Here is a 16,265-nt window from a genome sequence, read left to right as displayed (position 1 = left end):
CGATGATCTCCGGCACCAAACGGATGCTGATAGATCGCCGCAGCTTCATCAAAGCGGCGGGAGTTCCCTTCCTCGCCGCGCTGGCTCCCCGTTCACTTTTTGCGCTGGAGCGGACAGACGCGGTCTTTGCCTCCGCCTTCCGCGCCCGTGACGGGTCCTACGGCATTGCGACGGTGAGCGAACGCGGCGAGATCATCGACCGTGTCGCGCTTCCTGCCCGCGCCCATGGAATGGCGACGAGCCACACGACCGGCATGACCGTGGCCTTTGCGCGCCGGCCCGGCACCTTCTTCATGGCCTTCGACCCCGCGCGACGCGGCGAACCGATCGTGATGCACACGCCGGAAAACCGCCACTTCTACGGCCACGGGCAATTCTCCCCTGACGACGCAATCCTCTATGCCAGCGAAAACGACTTCGACGGCAATCGCGGCGTTATCGGGCTGTATGACGCCCGCAACGGCTTTACCCGCATCGGCGAATATGATGCGCATGGCATCGGCACGCATGACATGACGGTGAGCGATGACGGGCGGCTGATCGTGATCGCCAATGGCGGCATCGAAACCCATCCGGATTTCGGCCGAACCAAGCTCAATATCGACAACATGCAGCCGTCCCTCGTGCTTCTGGATGCGGCGACCGGGCAAGTGATCCAGAAACACGCCATGCCGGCCCATCTGCGGCAGCTTTCCACCCGCCATGTCGATCTCGGCGATGACGGGCGTATCTGGTTCGCCTGCCAATATGAGGGACCGCGCAACGATCTCCCGCCGCTTGTCGGCCATTTCTCCAGGGGCGAGGCTCTCACCTTCGTCGATCTGCCGGAAGAAACGACGGTGCGCCTTGCCAATTATGTCGGGGCCATTGCCGTCAACCGGCGCGATGGGCTGGTGGGCCTGACATCACCGAACGGCAACGCCGCCGTGACGCTGGATGCGAAAACCGGGCGCGTCGTTTCCGAGACGACCGTGCGGGAAGCGGCAGGCGTCGCGCCCGCCGCGAGAGGCATTGCGGTTTCTTCCTATGACGGATTTTTCGAGACCCGGCGCAGCGACGTGGCGTGGGATCAGCACATCGTGCGTCTGTCCAGCTAAAATACTGAAAAGACAGGGGAACAAAAGCACGGCCGGCGCATTTGACGGATCATGAGAAACCTTGCCGTCTATGTCATTTTTGTGGTTGTTGTTGTTGCCGTGGGGGCGCTGATCGGCGTCAACAATGTGCCCGGCGAATGGTATCAATCGCTGCAGAAGCCTTTCTTCAATCCGCCCAACTGGATTTTCGGGCCCGTCTGGACCGCGCTTTACGTGCTGATCGGCATTGCCGGCGCACGGACATGGATCCGCAAGCCGATGGGAACGCGCATGCGGCTGTGGTTCACGCAGATGGTGCTGAACTTCCTGTGGTCTCCGATTTTTTTCGGAATGCAAAGCCCGGCGGGGGCGCTCGTCATCATCGTTCCGATGCTGATCTGCATCGTCGCCTTTATGGCGCTCACCTGCCGCCGTGACCGCCTATCCATGTGGCTTTTCGTGCCCTATGCCGTATGGGTCGCCTTTGCCACGGTGCTGAATGCAAGCATCGGCATGTTGAACTAAATCCCCGCACCGCCCTTGCCTTGCCTGCCGCCACGCGCCATGTCAGTTTGCGATGAGGCAGAAGCAGGCGGGTAGGACATGGAGATCACGGATCCCGGCGATTTTCGTCAGCGGATAGAAAGAAGCTTTGCGCGGCAGGGCGTGGTGCAGGCGATTAACGCCGAGATCAGCCGTATCGAACACAGGCTGGTGGAAATCGAGCTTCCTTTTCATGAAAAGCTGACGCAGCAGCACGGCATATTACATGCGGGCGTCATCGCCGCCGGTCTGGATACGGCCTGCACCTATGCCGCTTATACGATCATCGAGCCGGAAGCCTCGCTGCTGACCATCGAGTTCAAGGTCAACCTCATGTCGCCCGGGCGCGGCGAGCGGTTCCTGTTTCGCGGCGAGATCATCAAGCCAGGGAACAACCTGATCGTCGCCGATGGCCGCGCCTATGCGCTGTCCGACGGACCGGCGAAGCTGATCGCCTCCATGACGGGCACGATGATGGTGGTGAAGGGTCGCGAGGATATTACCGGATGAGCTACCGGCTTTTGCATGTCGCGGATAAATCCGTCCTCTTTGTCATGGCCGCTTCCCCCGAATACGGTCCCCATCTCCAGGCACGCATTGCGCCGCTGATGACCGGTATCGGCCCGGTCGAGGCGGCGATTGCGGTCACGGCCGTTCTTGCCGGTCTCGATGCGGCCGATCACCTGCCGGACCTCGTCGTTTCGCTCGGTTCGGCCGGTTCGCGGACGCTGGAGCAAACCGGCATCTATCAGGCGATTTCGGTTTCCTATCGCGACATGGACGCCTCCGCCTTCGGTTTCGAAAAGGGCTGCACGCCGCTGCTCGATCTGCCCGCCGAAGTGGCCTTGCCTTTTCGAATACCTGAAATTGCCGAGGCGCGGCTTTCCACGGGCGCCAATGTCGTTTCGGGTGAGGCCTACGGGCTGATCGACGCCGATATGGTGGAAATGGAAACCTTCGCGGTTTTAAGAGCCTGCCAGCGCTTCGGCGTACCGCTCGTCAGTCTGCGCGGCATTTCCGATGGCAAGGTGGATGTGAACCATGTGGACGACTGGACGGAGTACCTGCACATCATCGATGAAAAGCTGGCGGATGCCGTCCATCGGCTTTGCCGCGCCATCGAGGACGGCGTGATTGCCCTTTAGAACCTTGCGATTTTCGCAAATTTCCGCTGTTTGACGCCCGCTTCCGGGTTGCCTAAAGCCGCCATTTTCTTTAAAGGCTCGCCATGACCCAGATAGCCCATCCCGACAGCATTCTCATCATCGATTTCGGCAGCCAGGTGACGCAGCTGATTGCGCGCCGCATCCGCGAAGCCGGGGTCTATTGCGAAATCCATCCGTTTCAGAATGCCGCAGAGGCGTTCGAGAAGCTTCAGCCCAAGGGCGTGATCTTCTCCGGCGGCCCCGCATCTGTCACGGCGGAAGGAAGCCCGCGCGCACCGCAGGCGGTGTTCGACAGCAAGGTTCCGATCCTCGGCATCTGCTACGGCCAGCAGACGCTCTGCACGCAGCTCGGCGGTGTGGTCGAGGGTGGCCATGCGGCGGAATTCGGCCGCGCCGATATCGACATCAAAAAGGCGAGCCCGCTTTTCGAAGGCTTCTGGGAGCAGGGCAAGAGCTATCCGGTCTGGATGAGCCATGGCGACCGCGTGACGAAGCTGCCGGAAGGTTTCGAGGTCATCGCGACCTCCGAGAACGCACCTTTCGCCATCGCCGCGGACGAGACGCGTCACTACTACTCCACCATGTTCCACCCGGAAGTGGTGCATACGCCGGACGGCGGCAAGCTGCTCTCCAATTTCGTGCACAAGATCGTCGGCCTCAAATCCGACTGGACGATGGCCGCCTATCGCGCCGAAATGATCCGCAAGATCCGCGATCAGGTCGGCACAGGCCGCGTTCTATGCGCGCTTTCTGGCGGCGTCGATTCCTCGGTTGCGGCCATCCTCATTCATGAGGCGATCGGCGACCAGCTGACCTGCGTTTATGTCGACCACGGCCTGATGCGGCTTGGCGAAAGCGAGCAGGTCGTCGGCATGTTCCGCGACCACTACAATATTCCGCTGGTGCATGTGGATGCCGCCGACCTGTTCCTCGGCGAACTGTCGGGCGTTTCCGATCCGGAAGTGAAGCGCAAGACCATCGGCCGCCTGTTCATTGAGGTCTTCGAGGCCGAAGCGGCCAAGATTGCTGCCGATGGCAAGGGCGCACCGAATTTCCTGGCGCAGGGCACGCTTTACCCTGACGTCATCGAAAGCGTCTCCTTCTCCGGCGGCCCCTCGGTCACCATCAAGAGTCACCACAATGTCGGCGGCCTTCCCGAGCGGATGAACATGCAGCTTGTCGAGCCGCTGCGCGAACTCTTCAAGGATGAAGTGCGCGCGCTCGGCCGTGAACTCGGCCTGCCGGACAGCTTCATCGGCCGCCACCCCTTCCCGGGTCCGGGTCTCGCAATCCGCTGCCCCGGCGCGATCACACGCGAGAAGCTCGATATTCTGCGCAAGGCGGATGCGATCTATCTCGATGAAATCCGCAAAGCCGGTCTCTACGACACCATCTGGCAGGCTTTCGCCGTGCTGCTGCCGGTGCAGACCGTGGGCGTCATGGGCGATTACCGTACCTATGACTTCGTCTGCGCGCTTCGCGCCGTGACCTCGGTGGATGGCATGACGGCGGATTTCTATCCCTACGACATGAATTTCCTTGGCCGCGCAGCAACCCGCATCATCAACGAAGTGCGCGGCATCAATCGCGTCGTCTATGACGTGACGAGCAAGCCGCCCGGCACGATCGAGTGGGAATAAGGACTATACTCGACAGGTCCTATAAAGATGACGCCGCGACTAGTTCGCGGCGTTTCTGTTTTGCCGTGCGAGATAGATGATCTGGGCGGTCAGGCCAACCACGAGGATCGCCAGCAACCCTGCCTGAGCGCCGAGAAGCAGCGGCGATTTCAGGTCCGTAACCAGAGGGTGACCGTCTGGAACACGACGCAGGATTTCGCTCACCGTCGGGACCATCAAAAGAAACGCACTGATGCTGAGACAGATGGTTTCGATATATCTGGCCATGCGCGTTGAACCCAGAACGCCTTCGATGCCGTAACCTGCGAGCAGGAACAGGATGGTCAGGACGCCAACGCCGTAACTGATCGGCTGATGCGCCACGAGGAAGACCGTCGCAGCGCCAATCAGCATGGAGACAAGATAAAGAGTGCCTGGCGCTGATCGGGGAACGATTCGACCGTGGCGGGCAAACATGTAAATGGCGGCGGGAATGGCCGGCAGGCTTCCAAGCGTATGGATCCAGCCGAGCGGAGAAATTCCGAACATGAGAGATTGCCTTTCTCGTCCAAAAGGACGTGGTGGTCCGGGAAGCAGTCCGTCATCGACAAATCTGCCAGCTTACTACGGTCTATTTTTTCGGTGGCGTGCCGCTCGGGTCATGCATCGAGCTCCCTCGCGAAACTGCAGTTTCAAGCGGCCATGCGCTCCAGCATGGGGCGGGTTATTGCGCCAAAAGTCGTCGCATCACCATGGGCACGGGCGGAAAGCATCGCGCCATGCACGGTAGCCATGAAGATTTCAGCATTGGCTCTGGCGGTTCCGTTCAGCGCGAGGCGCCCCTGGGCAACGCCACGTTCCAGAACGGCGGTGAGCCAGTCGGAGAGACTTCGAAAATGCGTGCGCACTTCAAGAGCGACTGTTTCAGGAAGAACCGGAATTTCACTGGCGAGCAGAGCGCAGACGCAGAAGGGGTGAGTGGCCTCGGCGATACAGCCCTCCCAATAGCCGATATAGGCGCGGAGCTGTTCGAGCGGGTCGGAAATGTTTTGCTCCAGTTCGGCGATACCCGCTTCCGCCTCCTGCCTGTATTGCGCAACGAGTTTTTGGACCAGATCGGACTTGCTGGGAAAGTGATGGTGAATGCTCGCATTGCGAATGCCGACCACGGCGGAAACGTCGGCATAGCTGAAACTGTTGTAGCCGCCCTTTATGATCAGGGAGCGTGCGCAACGGAGGATTTCATCGGCTTTGGTCTGTGGATTTTTCATGAGAGCTGCCTACCAATTAGTAGGTAGAATGTCAATATCAGGCGGTTTTTACCTGCGGCTGCGAAAAGGCGCTCCCGGCTATTTCCCGGCATCGGGTAAGCACCCAAGGCTTTTGTTCTCTTTTTGTTCTTTTAATTATTGCCGTTGGTGATAATATCCCGGCCCAGGCAAAGGCCGTGGAGCATCGCTATGGGTTTTGGGTTGGCAAATGAAGGAGGTTTAAGGCAGCTTTTCTTCGAAGGATGGGAGCCGGAGAAAATACGGCGTTTCAATCCGCGATTTAGCAGCAAGCTCTTGATCACGGTGAAACCGCCGGCCGCCCTGGCGGAACGAATTTTTGCCGATGCGGCGCGCCATGCCGCAGGGCGGACGAAGCGTGAGGCCTATCCGCCGGAGCTTCTGCACATAACCCTGCTCTGTATCGGAGGTTTCGAGACCGTGCCTCACGGGCTAGTAGAAAGGCTGAAGGCAGCGCTGGGGGAGATCAAGGCTCGGCCCGTTCCGATCACATTCGATGGAACATCGCTTTTCGGCAATCGCAACAGTCTGGCGCTACACAGCAGCCGCGAGATGCAGGAACTTAGGGCTCTGGCGAAAATGGTGCAGCGCGCCCTGCGGCGGGCAAACCTGCCCTATGTCGCCGCATCGTCGTTTACGCCACATCTCACCGTTATCTACGGCTGCGGGAAAATTGAGTTGATGCCGGCTGACAAACCCTATAGCTGGCTTGCGGGGAGCTTCGAACTCGTTTTCAGCCACAATGGCGAAACACGGCATGAACTGCTCGGGCGCTTCGCACTCTCGCCGAAAGCGGAGCGTTATGAACGGCCTGAAAGCCAGCTCCATTTGCCGGAAAAAGTGATCGGACCTTCGAAACGGCCGACACAAAGGGCGTCAGTGCGATAACATGCACCTGAAGCGGCGTAGCGCTCTGATACCGACAATTTTTCCGCACTCTCCATGGGGAACTATGCGGAGCCTTCTTGTGCGAATCCGGCGCTTTTTTTGCGCCAGCCGCATATCCGCCGCGCCAGCCGAAAACCGATCCGGTTATCGAACGCAAGCGAGGCGATATCGCCTCGCAACGGATGATGACCAGCTTAGAGCTGTACCTTGTCGAAAGCCTTGCCGTCGATGCCGAGGGCTTCGAGATCGGCGCGGGCGGGCTTACGATGTGCGCGAACAGCGGCCGAAACCGAGAGCGCTGCACCGAGAACGGCGAAAGTTTCACCGAAGAAGTTACGCGATGTCTTTGCAACCTGACGCATTTTTCTCTCCATCTTTGATGCCCAGATAATGGGCATTTCCGGCCCGTTCTACAACTCATGATGCAGCAGGGAAGCCATGCAGCTTTGCTCGCGCTCGTTTGGATATCAGCCATTGCGATTTTGCATGGCTTAAGCGGCAGGACGGGGTATATGCGCAGGGCACTTCAGGAGGCGGGTTGAATAAGACGGATATTTTGTTATGCCGGAAGTGCTTTTAGAGACGACGAGGCAGATGGCATGACGGTCACGATTTACGGCATCAAGAACTGCGACACGATGAAGAAGGCCAGAAGCTGGCTGGAAGCCAACGGTGTCGACTATTCTTTCCATGACTATAAGGCGGCCGGCATCGACCGTGCTCATCTGGAAACATGGTGCGATGCCGCGGGCTGGGAAACGGTTCTCAACCGCGCCGGCACGACCTTCAAGAAACTCGATGACGGCCAGAAGGCCGATCTCACCCGTGAGAAGGCCATCGGGCTGATGCTGGAACAGCCCTCCATGATCAAGCGTCCCGTGCTGGAAGCGAAGGGCAGGATAACCGTCGGCTTCAAGCCTGAAACCTACCAGACCCTTTTTGCGTGAACGCAGCCCGCCATGTCCAAAACAACCCGTGCCACCCAAATGCTGACCAAGGCCGGCGTTGCCTTCACCACCGTCACCTATGATTACGACCCGAATGCCGACCGCATCGGCCTGCAGGCGGCCGAGGCGATCGGTGAACCACCGCATCTGGTGCTGAAAACGCTGATGGCGGAGCTGGATGGCAAGCCGGTCTGCGTCGTCGTCCCTTCGGATCGCGAGGTCAGCATGAAGAAGCTAGCCGCCGCCTTCGGAGGCAAATCCGCCAGCATGATGAAGCCTGCCGATGCGGAGCGCGCCACCGGTTATCATGTCGGTGGCATCAGCCCTTTCGGGCAGAAGAAACAGGTGCCAACGGCCATTGAGGCCGGGGCCATGGCGCATGATTATGTCTACATGAATGGCGGACAACGCGGCCTGCAGGTTAGGCTTTCGCCCCGCGATGCCCAAAGCGCACTGAAGGCGATTGCCGCGCCGCTGGTCGCCGATTGAAGCGCGGGATGCGCGCCTGAAAGCATTTGGCTTTCGGAAGGAATGGGCTATGGTCGGCGCCTCCTATTGAAATAGACGAAGGCAGATCATGACCGTTTCCCCCATCGATCCCGTCAAACTCGAAAAACTGGCCGAAGTCGCCGTCAAGGTCGGCCTGCAATTGCAGAAGGATCAGGATCTGGTGATTACCGCACCGCTGGCAGCCCTGCCGCTGGTGCGATTTTTGACCAAACACGCCTATATGGCGGGTGGCGGACTGGTCACCACTTTCTATTCCGACGAAGAAACCACGCTTGCCCGCTATCGCCACGCCAGCGACGCCAATTTCGACCGGGCTTCCGGCTGGCTTTATGAAGGCATGGCGAAGGCCTATGCCAATGGCGCGGCGCGGCTGGCGATTGCCGGCGACAATCCCATGCTGCTGGCCGAACAGGACCCCGCCAAGGTAGCCCGCGCCAACAAGGCCAACTCCACGGCCTACAAGCCGGCGCTGGAGAAGATTTCTAATTTCGACATCAACTGGAACATCATCTCCTATCCGAACCCCTCCTGGGCAAAGCAGGTTTTCCCCGGTCTCGCGGAAGACGAAGCGGTCCGCAAGCTCGCGGACGCCATCTTCGCCGCGTCGCGGGTGGATCTGACCGATCCGGTCGCGGCCTGGGCCGAGCACAATGCCAATCTCGCCAAACGTTCGGCATGGCTGAACGGTGAGCGCTTCTCTGCGCTGCATTTCACCGGCCCCGGCACGGATGTGAAGATCGGTCTCGCCGACGGCCATGAATGGCATGGCGGCGCCTCCACCGCCAAGAATGGCGTGACCTGCAACCCGAATATCCCAACGGAAGAGGTCTTCACCACCCCGCATGCGCTGCGTGTCGACGGTTACGTCTCCAGCACCAAGCCGCTATCGCATCAAGGAACGCTGATTGACGACATCCAGGTGAAGTTCGAAGCCGGCCGCATCGTCGAAGCCAAGGCTTCGAAGGGCGAAGCGGTGCTGAACAAGGTGCTCGACACCGACGAGGGCGCGCGGCGTCTCGGCGAAGTGGCGCTGGTGCCGCATTCCTCGCCGATCTCTGCAAGCGGCATCCTGTTCTACAATACGCTGTTCGATGAAAACGCCTCCTGCCACATTGCGCTCGGCCAATGCTATTCGAAATGCTTCCTCGACGGCGCTTCGCTGTCGCAGGATGAAATCAAGGCGCAGGGCGGCAACTCAAGCCTGATCCACATTGACTGGATGATCGGCTCCGACAATGTGGATATTGACGGTGTGAAGCCGGACGGCTCCACGGTTCCGGTGATGCGCAAGGGCGAATGGGCCTGACGACACCTATCTCGGCAACTGGCTGCGCTGACTGAGCCAGATGCTGAAAAGCACCGCAACGAAACCGACGATCTGCGCTGGCGTGAGGCTTTGGCCGAGCGCCAGCCAGCCGAGCAGGGTTGCAACGACCGGGCTTAGGAAGCCGAGCGATGCGGCGGCGGAAGGTTCGATGCGGGCAAGCCCGCGAAACCACAGAAAATAGGTCAGGGCAGCACCGACAAGTCCCAGATAGGCCATGCCGAGAATATTGGCCGCTGTCGGCGTCGGCAGGGCCGGCTCCAGGAAATAGGCGACCGGCAGCAACAGAAGGCCGCCCGCCGTCAATTGCCAGGCGGTGAATGTGAGGTTCGACACCGGCGGCCGCCATTTGCGGGTCAACACCGTTCCGAAAGCCATGGAGACGGCACCGGCAAGACCTGCCGCCACACCGATACCATCCAGCGCAGCGCCCGGCGCCAGAACCAGAAGCGCGACGCCGACAATGCCCAGAAAACCGGCCGCGATGGCAAGCGGCCGGACGGGTGCGGCGAGAAACAGCCGGGAAAGGCCAATCACGATCAGGGGCTGGACTGCACCCACCGTTGCCGCCACGCCGCCCGGCAGCCGATAGGCCGACACAAAAAGCATCGCCCAGAAGAACGAGAAATTCAGCGCCCCGAGAATGAAGCTGCGCGGCCACCAGATACCGTGCGGCAGCTTTCTTACAAAAAGCAGCAAAAGCACGCCGGCCGGGAATGCGCGCAGCATCGCGACATGAAAGGGATAGCCGTGCGGCAAAAATTCGGTCGTCACGAAATAGGTGGTTCCCCAGATGGCGGGGGCAAGGGCGGTCACCACCACATCGGCGGCATAGGTCGGATTTTTCTTCATTTCAAGAATCTCTATATCAAGATAAATGCAATCTAGCCGATTTTATCTTGACGTCAAGACATCAATTGTTATGCCTTGGTGATGAGCAAAGAACCGTTGGACCATGTCGATCACATTCTGGCGCAATGGCGCAGGGAGCGGCCCGATCTCGATGTCGGTCCCATGGGGCTGCTCGGGCGCCTGAACCGGCTCGCCACCCATCTCGGCCGGGAGGTGGAGGCGGTGCTGCTGAAGCACGGGCTTTCCTCGTCCGCTTTCGATGTGCTGGCGACATTGCGGCGCTCCGGCTCCCCCTACAGGCTCTCCCCTGGCGATCTTTTGGCCATGACGATGGTGAGTTCCGGCACCATGACCAACCGGATCGACCAACTCGAGAAAGCCGGGCTGGTGGAGCGTATCCGTAACCCGAACGACCGGCGCAGCGTCCTGATATCGTTGACGGAACGGGGATTTGCCATTGTCGAGGAAGCGGCAGGCGCTCACGTCGAAAACCAGCATCGCCTGGTCGCCGGTCTCAGCGAAGAAGAGCGTGTGACGCTGAACCGACTGCTGAAACGGTTTTTGCGGGATTTCGAAAAGTAGGCTTTTCGGCCCGACAAACACACAATGGCTCCGGGATGGCGCTTGTTTCGCTCCGAAAAATCCTGTAAGCAATTTTCCATAAACCTGTACTACAGGTTGGAGGAAAAATGTTAACTGCCATTTCGCATGAGTCCGGTCTCGTCAGCAGCACGATCGGCGCTATCACCCGCCATATCCGCGAAAACGAACTTGCACCGGGAGCGAAGCTCCCCAGCGAGCTTTCGCTCTCGCAGCAGCTAGGTGTCTCCCGCACCGTCGTTCGCGAGGCTTTCCGGTCCCTCTCGGCCATGCGGTTGATCGACGTGAGTGCCGGCAAGCGCGCGACGGTGGCGACGCTGGATCACGGTGCAATGTCCTTGATGTTCGAACATGGCATTCACACCGAACAGATCAACATCCAGCAGATTTACGACGTGCGCCGCACGATCGAAGTCAGAACCGTGACGCTCGCGGCACTGAGGCGAACGGATGCGGAAGCGCTCACCATTCTCGACCATGCCAACAATATGGAGCGGGATTTCGGTGACAATGACAAGGTCATGGAACACGACCTTGCTTTTCACCTCGCCGTTGCCCGAGCCTCGAAGAACCCGGTTTTCGAACTCATTCTCGGCGCCTTTCAAAACGTGACGCGCCAGACATGGCCGATCGGATGGAAGAGCCGAACATCCGACGCGCAGCGTCATGCAGCCGGGGAACTTCATATCGCCATCGGGCAGGCCATTGCCGCCGGTGACCCGCAAACGGCCTCAACGCTGATGGCGCGGCATTTCGATGAAAGCGTGCATGCGCTTCTGGCCGCCGGCATAGCCTGATTTTTTCAACGCAATCCCAGACGAAAATTTCTGGAGGAGACACTTTCATGAAAATCACGAAACTCGAGACCGTCCGTGTGGCGGAACGGGCAAACCTGCTCTGGGTTCTGGTCCACACCGATGAGGGCATTACCGGGCTTGGCGAAACCTTTTATGGCGCCGAGACGGTGGAGACCTATGTGCACGAATACATCGCCCCCCGCGTGATCGGCCGCGACCCGCTGCAGATCGACCTTCTGGCGCAGGACCTCGTCGGTTATCTCGGCTTCCGTTCATCGGGCGCGGAAGTGCGCGGCAATTCCGCCTTCGATATTGCGCTGTGGGATATTTTCGGCAAGGCGACAAACCAGCCCATCGCCCAGCTTCTCGGCGGTTTCAGCCGCAAGGAAATCCGCACCTACAACACCTGCGCGGGCACCGAATATATCAAGAAGGCGACCGGGCAGCAGACCGCCAATTATGGCCTTTCCGGCGGCAAGGATTATGACGACCTGAACGGCTTCCTGCACCGGGCGGACGAGCTTGCCCATTCGCTGCTGGAAGACGGCATCACCGCCATGAAGATCTGGCCCTTTGACGCGGCGGCGGAAAAGACGCGCGGGCAATATATCTCGATGCCGGACCTGAAAAGCGCGCTCGAGCCATTTGAAAAAATCCGCAAGGCAGTGGGTGACAAGATGGATATCATGGTGGAGTTTCACTCCATGTGGCAGCTTCTGCCCGCCATGCAGATCGCCAAGGCGCTCACCCCCTACCAGACCTTCTGGCATGAAGACCCGATCAAGATGGACAGTCTTTCCAGCCTGACGCGTTATGCCGCCGTTTCACCCGCGCCGATTTCCGCCTCGGAAACACTCGGCTCCCGCTGGGCCTTCCGCGATCTGCTGGAGACAGGTGCTGCCGGTGTGGTGATGCTGGACATCAGCTGGTGCGGCGGGCTTTCGGAGGCGCGCAAGATCGCTTCTATGGCGGAAGCCTGGCATCTGCCCGTCGCCCCGCATGATTGCACCGGGCCGGTGGTGCTCTGCGCCTCCACCCATCTGTCGCTCAACGCGCCAAACGCGCTGGTGCAGGAAAGCGTGCGCGCCTTCTACAAGACCTGGTATCGCGATCTCGTCACCGCATTGCCTGAGGTGAAGAACGGCACGATAACCGTGCCGCCAGGCGCCGGCCTTGGCATGGAACTGCACCCCGATATCGAAAAGACCTTCACCGTCAGCCGCCGTTTTTCGGATGCGGCGTCGATCTGATCAGAACAGGCTGCCCTGATTGCCCGGATCGGAAGAAGCCGGTTTCGCCGGCTTCTTTTTTGGCACTATGGGGTTATCCGGGGATGGCGCTCCCTCCCCCGTCGTGATGGCCGAGACGCGGCCATCGGCAAATTCCATCGAGACCACAGCACCTGAAGCAATAGCGGCAGCGCGGGTCAGCGGCCTGTTCTCCTCATCGCGGATCACGGCATAACCGCGTTTCAGCACGTTTTTATAAGAGAGCGATTGCAGGATGCGGTCATGGGCGGCAAGGCCCGCACGATTCTGCGTCATGCGGTGCAATACGGCCGTATCGGCCCGGCGCGCACCAGTGACGACCCGCTCCTTCTGCCGCTCCACCTGGCCGAGCAGCCGGGCGGGAAGCGAACGCAGCGCGGAATCGAAGGCATCGACACGGCCTTTACCCTGCAGCAGACGGCGCTCCACCAGGGTCTCGGCCCGGTGCATGCGCTCGGTAATCCGTTGCCTGTGCTGTTTGAGACCGTTCAGCAGGGTTTCCGGCCTGAGACCCGAAGCGGACCGCTCAAAAGCGCGGCGCTTGTTCAGGGTTGTCAATTCCAGTCCACGCCCGAGACCGCTCGCGGCCTCGTCGAACCTGCGGCGCGGCAGGGCCAGAAGCTGATCGAGCGACGGCAACGCGCGCACCAGCGCCCGCACGCCCTGACGGCGATTGTCCATCTGCCGCGATACAGAGCCTGAAAGACGGGCGGCAAGACCGGAAAGCTGCGCTTCCAGTTCAGCCCGCACCGGCACGGCCATTTCGGCGGCCCCCGTCGGGGTCGGCGCACGCACATCGGCAGCGTAGTCGATCAAGGTCGTATCGGTTTCATGCCCGACGGCGGAAATCAGCGGGATTTCGCTTTCGGCAGCGGCGCGTACGACGATTTCGTCGTTGAAGCTCCAGAGGTCCTCCAGACTGCCGCCGCCACGCGCGACAATCAGCACATCCGGCCGCGCAATCTCACCGCCGGGCTGAAGCGCATTGAAACCGCGAATGGCGTTCGCCACTTCTTCGCCCGAACCTTCGCCCTGCACCTTGACCGGCCAGACGACCACATGGACAGGAAATCGATCCGAAATGCGGTGAAGAATATCGCGAATGACAGCGCCCGTGGGCGAGGTAACGACGCCGATGACATGCGGCATGAAGGGCAGCCGGCGCTTGCGGGCCGCATCGAACAGCCCTTCCGCCGCCAGACGCCGGCGGCGATCTTCCAAGAGCGCCATCAGCGCGCCGGCGCCGGCAGGCTCGAGGCTTTCTATGACGATCTGGTATTTCGACGAGCCGGGAAAAGTTGTGACCTTGCCGGTGGCAATGACTTCCATGCCCTCTTCCGGGCGGAACTTCAGCCGCGAGAAGGTGCCTTTCCAGATCACCGCATCGATACGGGCGCGGTCGTCTTTCAGCGAGAAATAGGCATGTCCTGAAGAATGCGGACCGCGATAGCCGGAAATCTCGCCACGCACCCGCACCTGTTCGAAAGCCGTCTCCACCGTGCGCTTGATGGAACCCGACAGTTCGGAGACCGAGAACTCGGCAAGATTGCTCAATGCTGCGTGGGAGAAGATATCGCTCATGCCCGTTTGTAACCAAAACCCGTCGATTCGGAAATGCCGGCGCCAGCCAGCCTCATTTTAACGGCGATGAAACCATATCCTCAACTAACGAGTTAGGAAAATGGGGATTGGAGGAGGAAACAAGGGTTCGTTAGGGAAAACGGCGTTACGTCTTGCCCCAGGCCCGATAACCAAAGAGGAGGCGGCATCATGATTTTTCTTACCGCCACAGCACTCGGCGTAACCGCAGTTGCGCTTCGTTCGGTTTTCAGCATCGTTTTCATCTGCATGATGATTATCGGTGCCTATGGCGTGGCGATTGCACTTTCTTCCACGGCCGTGCCCTTGATGTCGCTGCTTCTGGCGCTCGCCGGTTACAATTTCGGTGTCGTGGGTGTCGTCCTCGGCCTTCTGGTGTTGCAGCGCCCGCGTTCCACCCAGCCAACCTTATAAAAGCCCACGGTCTTGAGGCGTCCGCACTTTGCGCTGACCGAGATTTGCGGACTGGCCGCCGACCTTGCCGTTACCTGTCTGCTTATTTTCTATCTCGGCGTCGATCCGCTGGCCGCCCGTTTGCCGGGTGCAGCAACGGGGCTTGCAACAAGCTGGCGGCTGAACCGTGCAAATGGTGCGGCATCAGCCGGGCTGAACAGCTTTCTGATGAATGCCGTCACGCTCACCTCACGTATCGTCAGTGTCGGCCTGTTTGCCCTGCTGCAATGGCGCAATCCTCTCGTGCAGCCGCTCGTCCCGCTTGCCTTTTCAATAATCGCAGCGCTGGCGCTGGCGCTTTACGGCTATTGGCGGCTTCAAAAGCAACGGCAAGATCAGGACTAAACCGTCTCCCAGCCATCCTTTTCCGCTGCCCGGTAGATAGCGTCGATGAAAAGCTGGTTCTTTCTCGAGCTTTCCAGCGTCACGACGTCGCCTTCGCCCTTCGCCGCACGGGCAAAGGCCTCCGCCTCCAGCTTATATTGGCGGCTGTCCTGAAACCGGAAGATTTGCGACTGGTTATGGGCCTGATTGGTCAGTTCGATCTCTTCCGCACCCCAGCGATTGGCGTTGAAGGGAGATTTGACCTCAATGTACCCCTCAGTGCCATGGAAAACCATGAGCTGACGGGCGGCAAGCTGTGTGGCCAAATAAAAACTCAGTTCGAAATCGCCGAAATCGGCCCTGACACTGGAATAGATATCTGTGCCGAATTCCTTATCGCGCTCGACGGTGGCCTGTACGCGCCGGGGCTCCGCGCCGGTAGCGAAGCGCGTCACGATGGTCGGGTAAACGCCGATATCCGGCAAGGCTCCCCCACCCAGTTCGGGAATATTGCGCATATTGCCGGGATCGCGGTTGAAATAGCTGAAAGCGCCCTGAACATGCTTCAGTGTGCCTATCGCGCCGGACGCCAGCAACTCCTTCACCTTCGCCCAGACGGGCGCATAGGTGACCATGAAAGCTTCCGAAATGACAACACGGTTGCGGTCACGCGCGGCGATGAGGGTGTCGATCTCCCCAGCCTTCAATGCAATCGGCTTTTCGCACAGAACATGCTTGCCGGAATCGGCGGCCTTGATGGTCCATTCCACGTGCTGCGAGGTCGGAAGCGGGATATAGACGGCGTCGATCACATCCGAGGCCAGCATCTCCTCATAGGAGCCGAAGGCGTGGGGCACGGAAAAACGATCCGCCACCGCGCGCGCCTTGGCGAGGTCACGGCTGGCGATAGCACTGACCACGCAGTTCTGCGCATCCTGTATCGCCGGAATGACGTGATCCTGAGCGATTTTCGCCGTTGAGATTATTCCGAAACGCAGCATTCCAATCTC

The 16,265-nt window shown here is 59.9% G+C and carries 20 protein-coding genes; 14 read left to right on the top strand and 6 right to left on the bottom strand.

Annotated elements, in window-relative coordinates:
• The first annotated feature begins 2 nt into the window (after positions 1 to 2).
• The 5 genes from AGR7B_RS01190 (at position 3) to guaA (ending at position 4,425) form a co-directional block, all read left to right on the top strand.
• A complete protein-coding gene (locus tag AGR7B_RS01190; RefSeq protein WP_080855836.1) occupies positions 3 to 1,097 on the top strand; it encodes a DUF1513 domain-containing protein in 1,095 nt (364 codons plus the stop codon).
• A 51-nt stretch (positions 1,098 to 1,148) separates the two neighbouring features.
• Positions 1,149 to 1,601, top strand: a complete 453-nt coding sequence (locus AGR7B_RS01185) for a TspO/MBR family protein (RefSeq protein WP_080855835.1) — start codon at positions 1,149 to 1,151, stop codon at positions 1,599 to 1,601.
• A gap of 78 nt (positions 1,602 to 1,679) precedes the next feature.
• Positions 1,680 to 2,129 (top strand): PaaI family thioesterase, encoded by a 450-nt coding sequence (locus tag AGR7B_RS01180; protein ID WP_003520131.1) that lies wholly within the window; start codon positions 1,680 to 1,682, stop codon positions 2,127 to 2,129.
• Positions 2,126 to 2,764 carry a 5'-methylthioadenosine/S-adenosylhomocysteine nucleosidase gene (locus tag AGR7B_RS01175; RefSeq protein ID WP_065654614.1) on the top strand — a complete coding sequence of 213 codons (639 nt, stop codon included), beginning with the start codon at positions 2,126 to 2,128 and terminating at the stop codon, positions 2,762 to 2,764. The genes AGR7B_RS01180 and AGR7B_RS01175 overlap by 4 nt, the downstream gene beginning before the upstream one ends.
• A gap of 83 nt (positions 2,765 to 2,847) precedes the next feature.
• Positions 2,848 to 4,425, top strand: a complete 1,578-nt coding sequence (gene guaA / locus AGR7B_RS01170) for a glutamine-hydrolyzing GMP synthase (RefSeq protein WP_080855834.1) — start codon at positions 2,848 to 2,850, stop codon at positions 4,423 to 4,425.
• Positions 4,426 to 4,464: 39 nt separating this feature from the next.
• On the opposite strand, the gene AGR7B_RS01165 is transcribed toward guaA, so the two are convergent.
• The gene (locus AGR7B_RS01165) at positions 4,465 to 4,953 is read right to left on the bottom strand and encodes a hypothetical protein (RefSeq protein ID WP_065654663.1); all 489 of its coding nucleotides are present in this window, start codon (positions 4,951 to 4,953) and stop codon (positions 4,465 to 4,467) included.
• 143 nt (positions 4,954 to 5,096) lie between these two features.
• A complete protein-coding gene (locus AGR7B_RS01160) occupies positions 5,097 to 5,675 on the bottom strand; it encodes a TetR/AcrR family transcriptional regulator (RefSeq protein WP_065654664.1) in 579 nt (192 codons plus the stop codon).
• 189 nt (positions 5,676 to 5,864) lie between these two features.
• Here AGR7B_RS01160 and AGR7B_RS01155 point away from each other — a divergent pair, with 189 nt between their 5' ends.
• Complete coding sequence (locus tag AGR7B_RS01155) at positions 5,865 to 6,581, top strand: 2'-5' RNA ligase family protein (protein WP_080855833.1); 717 nt, start codon at positions 5,865 to 5,867, stop codon at positions 6,579 to 6,581.
• A gap of 194 nt (positions 6,582 to 6,775) precedes the next feature.
• Here the strand turns inward: AGR7B_RS01155 and AGR7B_RS25790 are convergent, their stop codons facing one another.
• Complete coding sequence (locus AGR7B_RS25790; RefSeq protein ID WP_003503889.1) at positions 6,776 to 6,943, bottom strand: hypothetical protein; 168 nt, start codon at positions 6,941 to 6,943, stop codon at positions 6,776 to 6,778.
• 237 nt (positions 6,944 to 7,180) lie between these two features.
• Between AGR7B_RS25790 and AGR7B_RS01145 the strand changes: the two genes are divergently transcribed.
• The 3 genes from AGR7B_RS01145 (at position 7,181) to AGR7B_RS01135 (ending at position 9,344) form a co-directional block, all read left to right on the top strand.
• A complete protein-coding gene (locus AGR7B_RS01145) occupies positions 7,181 to 7,528 on the top strand; it encodes an ArsC family reductase (RefSeq protein WP_003520139.1) in 348 nt (115 codons plus the stop codon).
• A 12-nt stretch (positions 7,529 to 7,540) separates the two neighbouring features.
• Positions 7,541 to 8,017 carry a Cys-tRNA(Pro) deacylase gene (gene ybaK / locus AGR7B_RS01140; protein WP_020812408.1) on the top strand — a complete coding sequence of 159 codons (477 nt, stop codon included), beginning with the start codon at positions 7,541 to 7,543 and terminating at the stop codon, positions 8,015 to 8,017.
• A gap of 88 nt (positions 8,018 to 8,105) precedes the next feature.
• Complete coding sequence (locus AGR7B_RS01135) at positions 8,106 to 9,344, top strand: aminopeptidase (RefSeq protein WP_080855832.1); 1,239 nt, start codon at positions 8,106 to 8,108, stop codon at positions 9,342 to 9,344.
• Between the two features lie 6 nt (positions 9,345 to 9,350).
• Here the strand turns inward: AGR7B_RS01135 and pecM are convergent, their stop codons facing one another.
• The gene (pecM, locus tag AGR7B_RS01130) at positions 9,351 to 10,214 is read right to left on the bottom strand and encodes a 4-hydroxybenzaldehyde efflux transporter PecM (protein WP_080855831.1); all 864 of its coding nucleotides are present in this window, start codon (positions 10,212 to 10,214) and stop codon (positions 9,351 to 9,353) included.
• Positions 10,215 to 10,295: 81 nt separating this feature from the next.
• Between pecM and AGR7B_RS01125 the strand changes: the two genes are divergently transcribed.
• From AGR7B_RS01125 to AGR7B_RS01115, 3 genes are all read left to right on the top strand, one after another.
• Positions 10,296 to 10,796, top strand: coding sequence for a MarR family winged helix-turn-helix transcriptional regulator (locus AGR7B_RS01125; RefSeq protein ID WP_162934012.1), 501 nt, complete (start codon positions 10,296 to 10,298; stop codon positions 10,794 to 10,796).
• Positions 10,797 to 10,903: 107 nt separating this feature from the next.
• Positions 10,904 to 11,611, top strand: a complete 708-nt coding sequence (locus AGR7B_RS01120; protein WP_078051376.1) for a FadR/GntR family transcriptional regulator — start codon at positions 10,904 to 10,906, stop codon at positions 11,609 to 11,611.
• A gap of 47 nt (positions 11,612 to 11,658) precedes the next feature.
• Entirely contained in the window at positions 11,659 to 12,861 is a 1,203-nt protein-coding gene (locus AGR7B_RS01115) for a mandelate racemase/muconate lactonizing enzyme family protein (RefSeq protein WP_080855830.1), read from the top strand.
• On the opposite strand, the gene xseA is transcribed toward AGR7B_RS01115, so the two are convergent.
• Positions 12,862 to 14,460, bottom strand: coding sequence for an exodeoxyribonuclease VII large subunit (gene xseA, locus AGR7B_RS01110; RefSeq protein ID WP_080855829.1), 1,599 nt, complete (start codon positions 14,458 to 14,460; stop codon positions 12,862 to 12,864). It abuts the gene before it with no gap.
• A gap of 189 nt (positions 14,461 to 14,649) precedes the next feature.
• Here xseA and AGR7B_RS01105 point away from each other — a divergent pair, with 189 nt between their 5' ends.
• Together AGR7B_RS01105 and AGR7B_RS01100 are read left to right on the top strand one after the other, a co-directional pair.
• Entirely contained in the window at positions 14,650 to 14,892 is a 243-nt protein-coding gene (locus AGR7B_RS01105; RefSeq protein WP_020812414.1) for a hypothetical protein, read from the top strand.
• Between the two features lie 12 nt (positions 14,893 to 14,904).
• Positions 14,905 to 15,276 (top strand): hypothetical protein, encoded by a 372-nt coding sequence (locus AGR7B_RS01100; protein ID WP_065654671.1) that lies wholly within the window; start codon positions 14,905 to 14,907, stop codon positions 15,274 to 15,276.
• Here the strand turns inward: AGR7B_RS01100 and AGR7B_RS01095 are convergent.
• Positions 15,273 to 16,256, bottom strand: a complete 984-nt coding sequence (locus AGR7B_RS01095) for a Gfo/Idh/MocA family protein (RefSeq protein ID WP_080855828.1) — start codon at positions 16,254 to 16,256, stop codon at positions 15,273 to 15,275. The genes AGR7B_RS01100 and AGR7B_RS01095 overlap by 4 nt on opposite strands.
• Between the last annotated feature and the right edge of the window lie 9 nt (positions 16,257 to 16,265).

Source organism: Agrobacterium deltaense RV3 (assembly GCF_900013505.1).
Taxonomy (GTDB): Bacteria; Pseudomonadota; Alphaproteobacteria; order Rhizobiales; family Rhizobiaceae; genus Agrobacterium; species Agrobacterium leguminum.
This window is presented reverse-complemented; position numbering and strand designations above follow the sequence as displayed.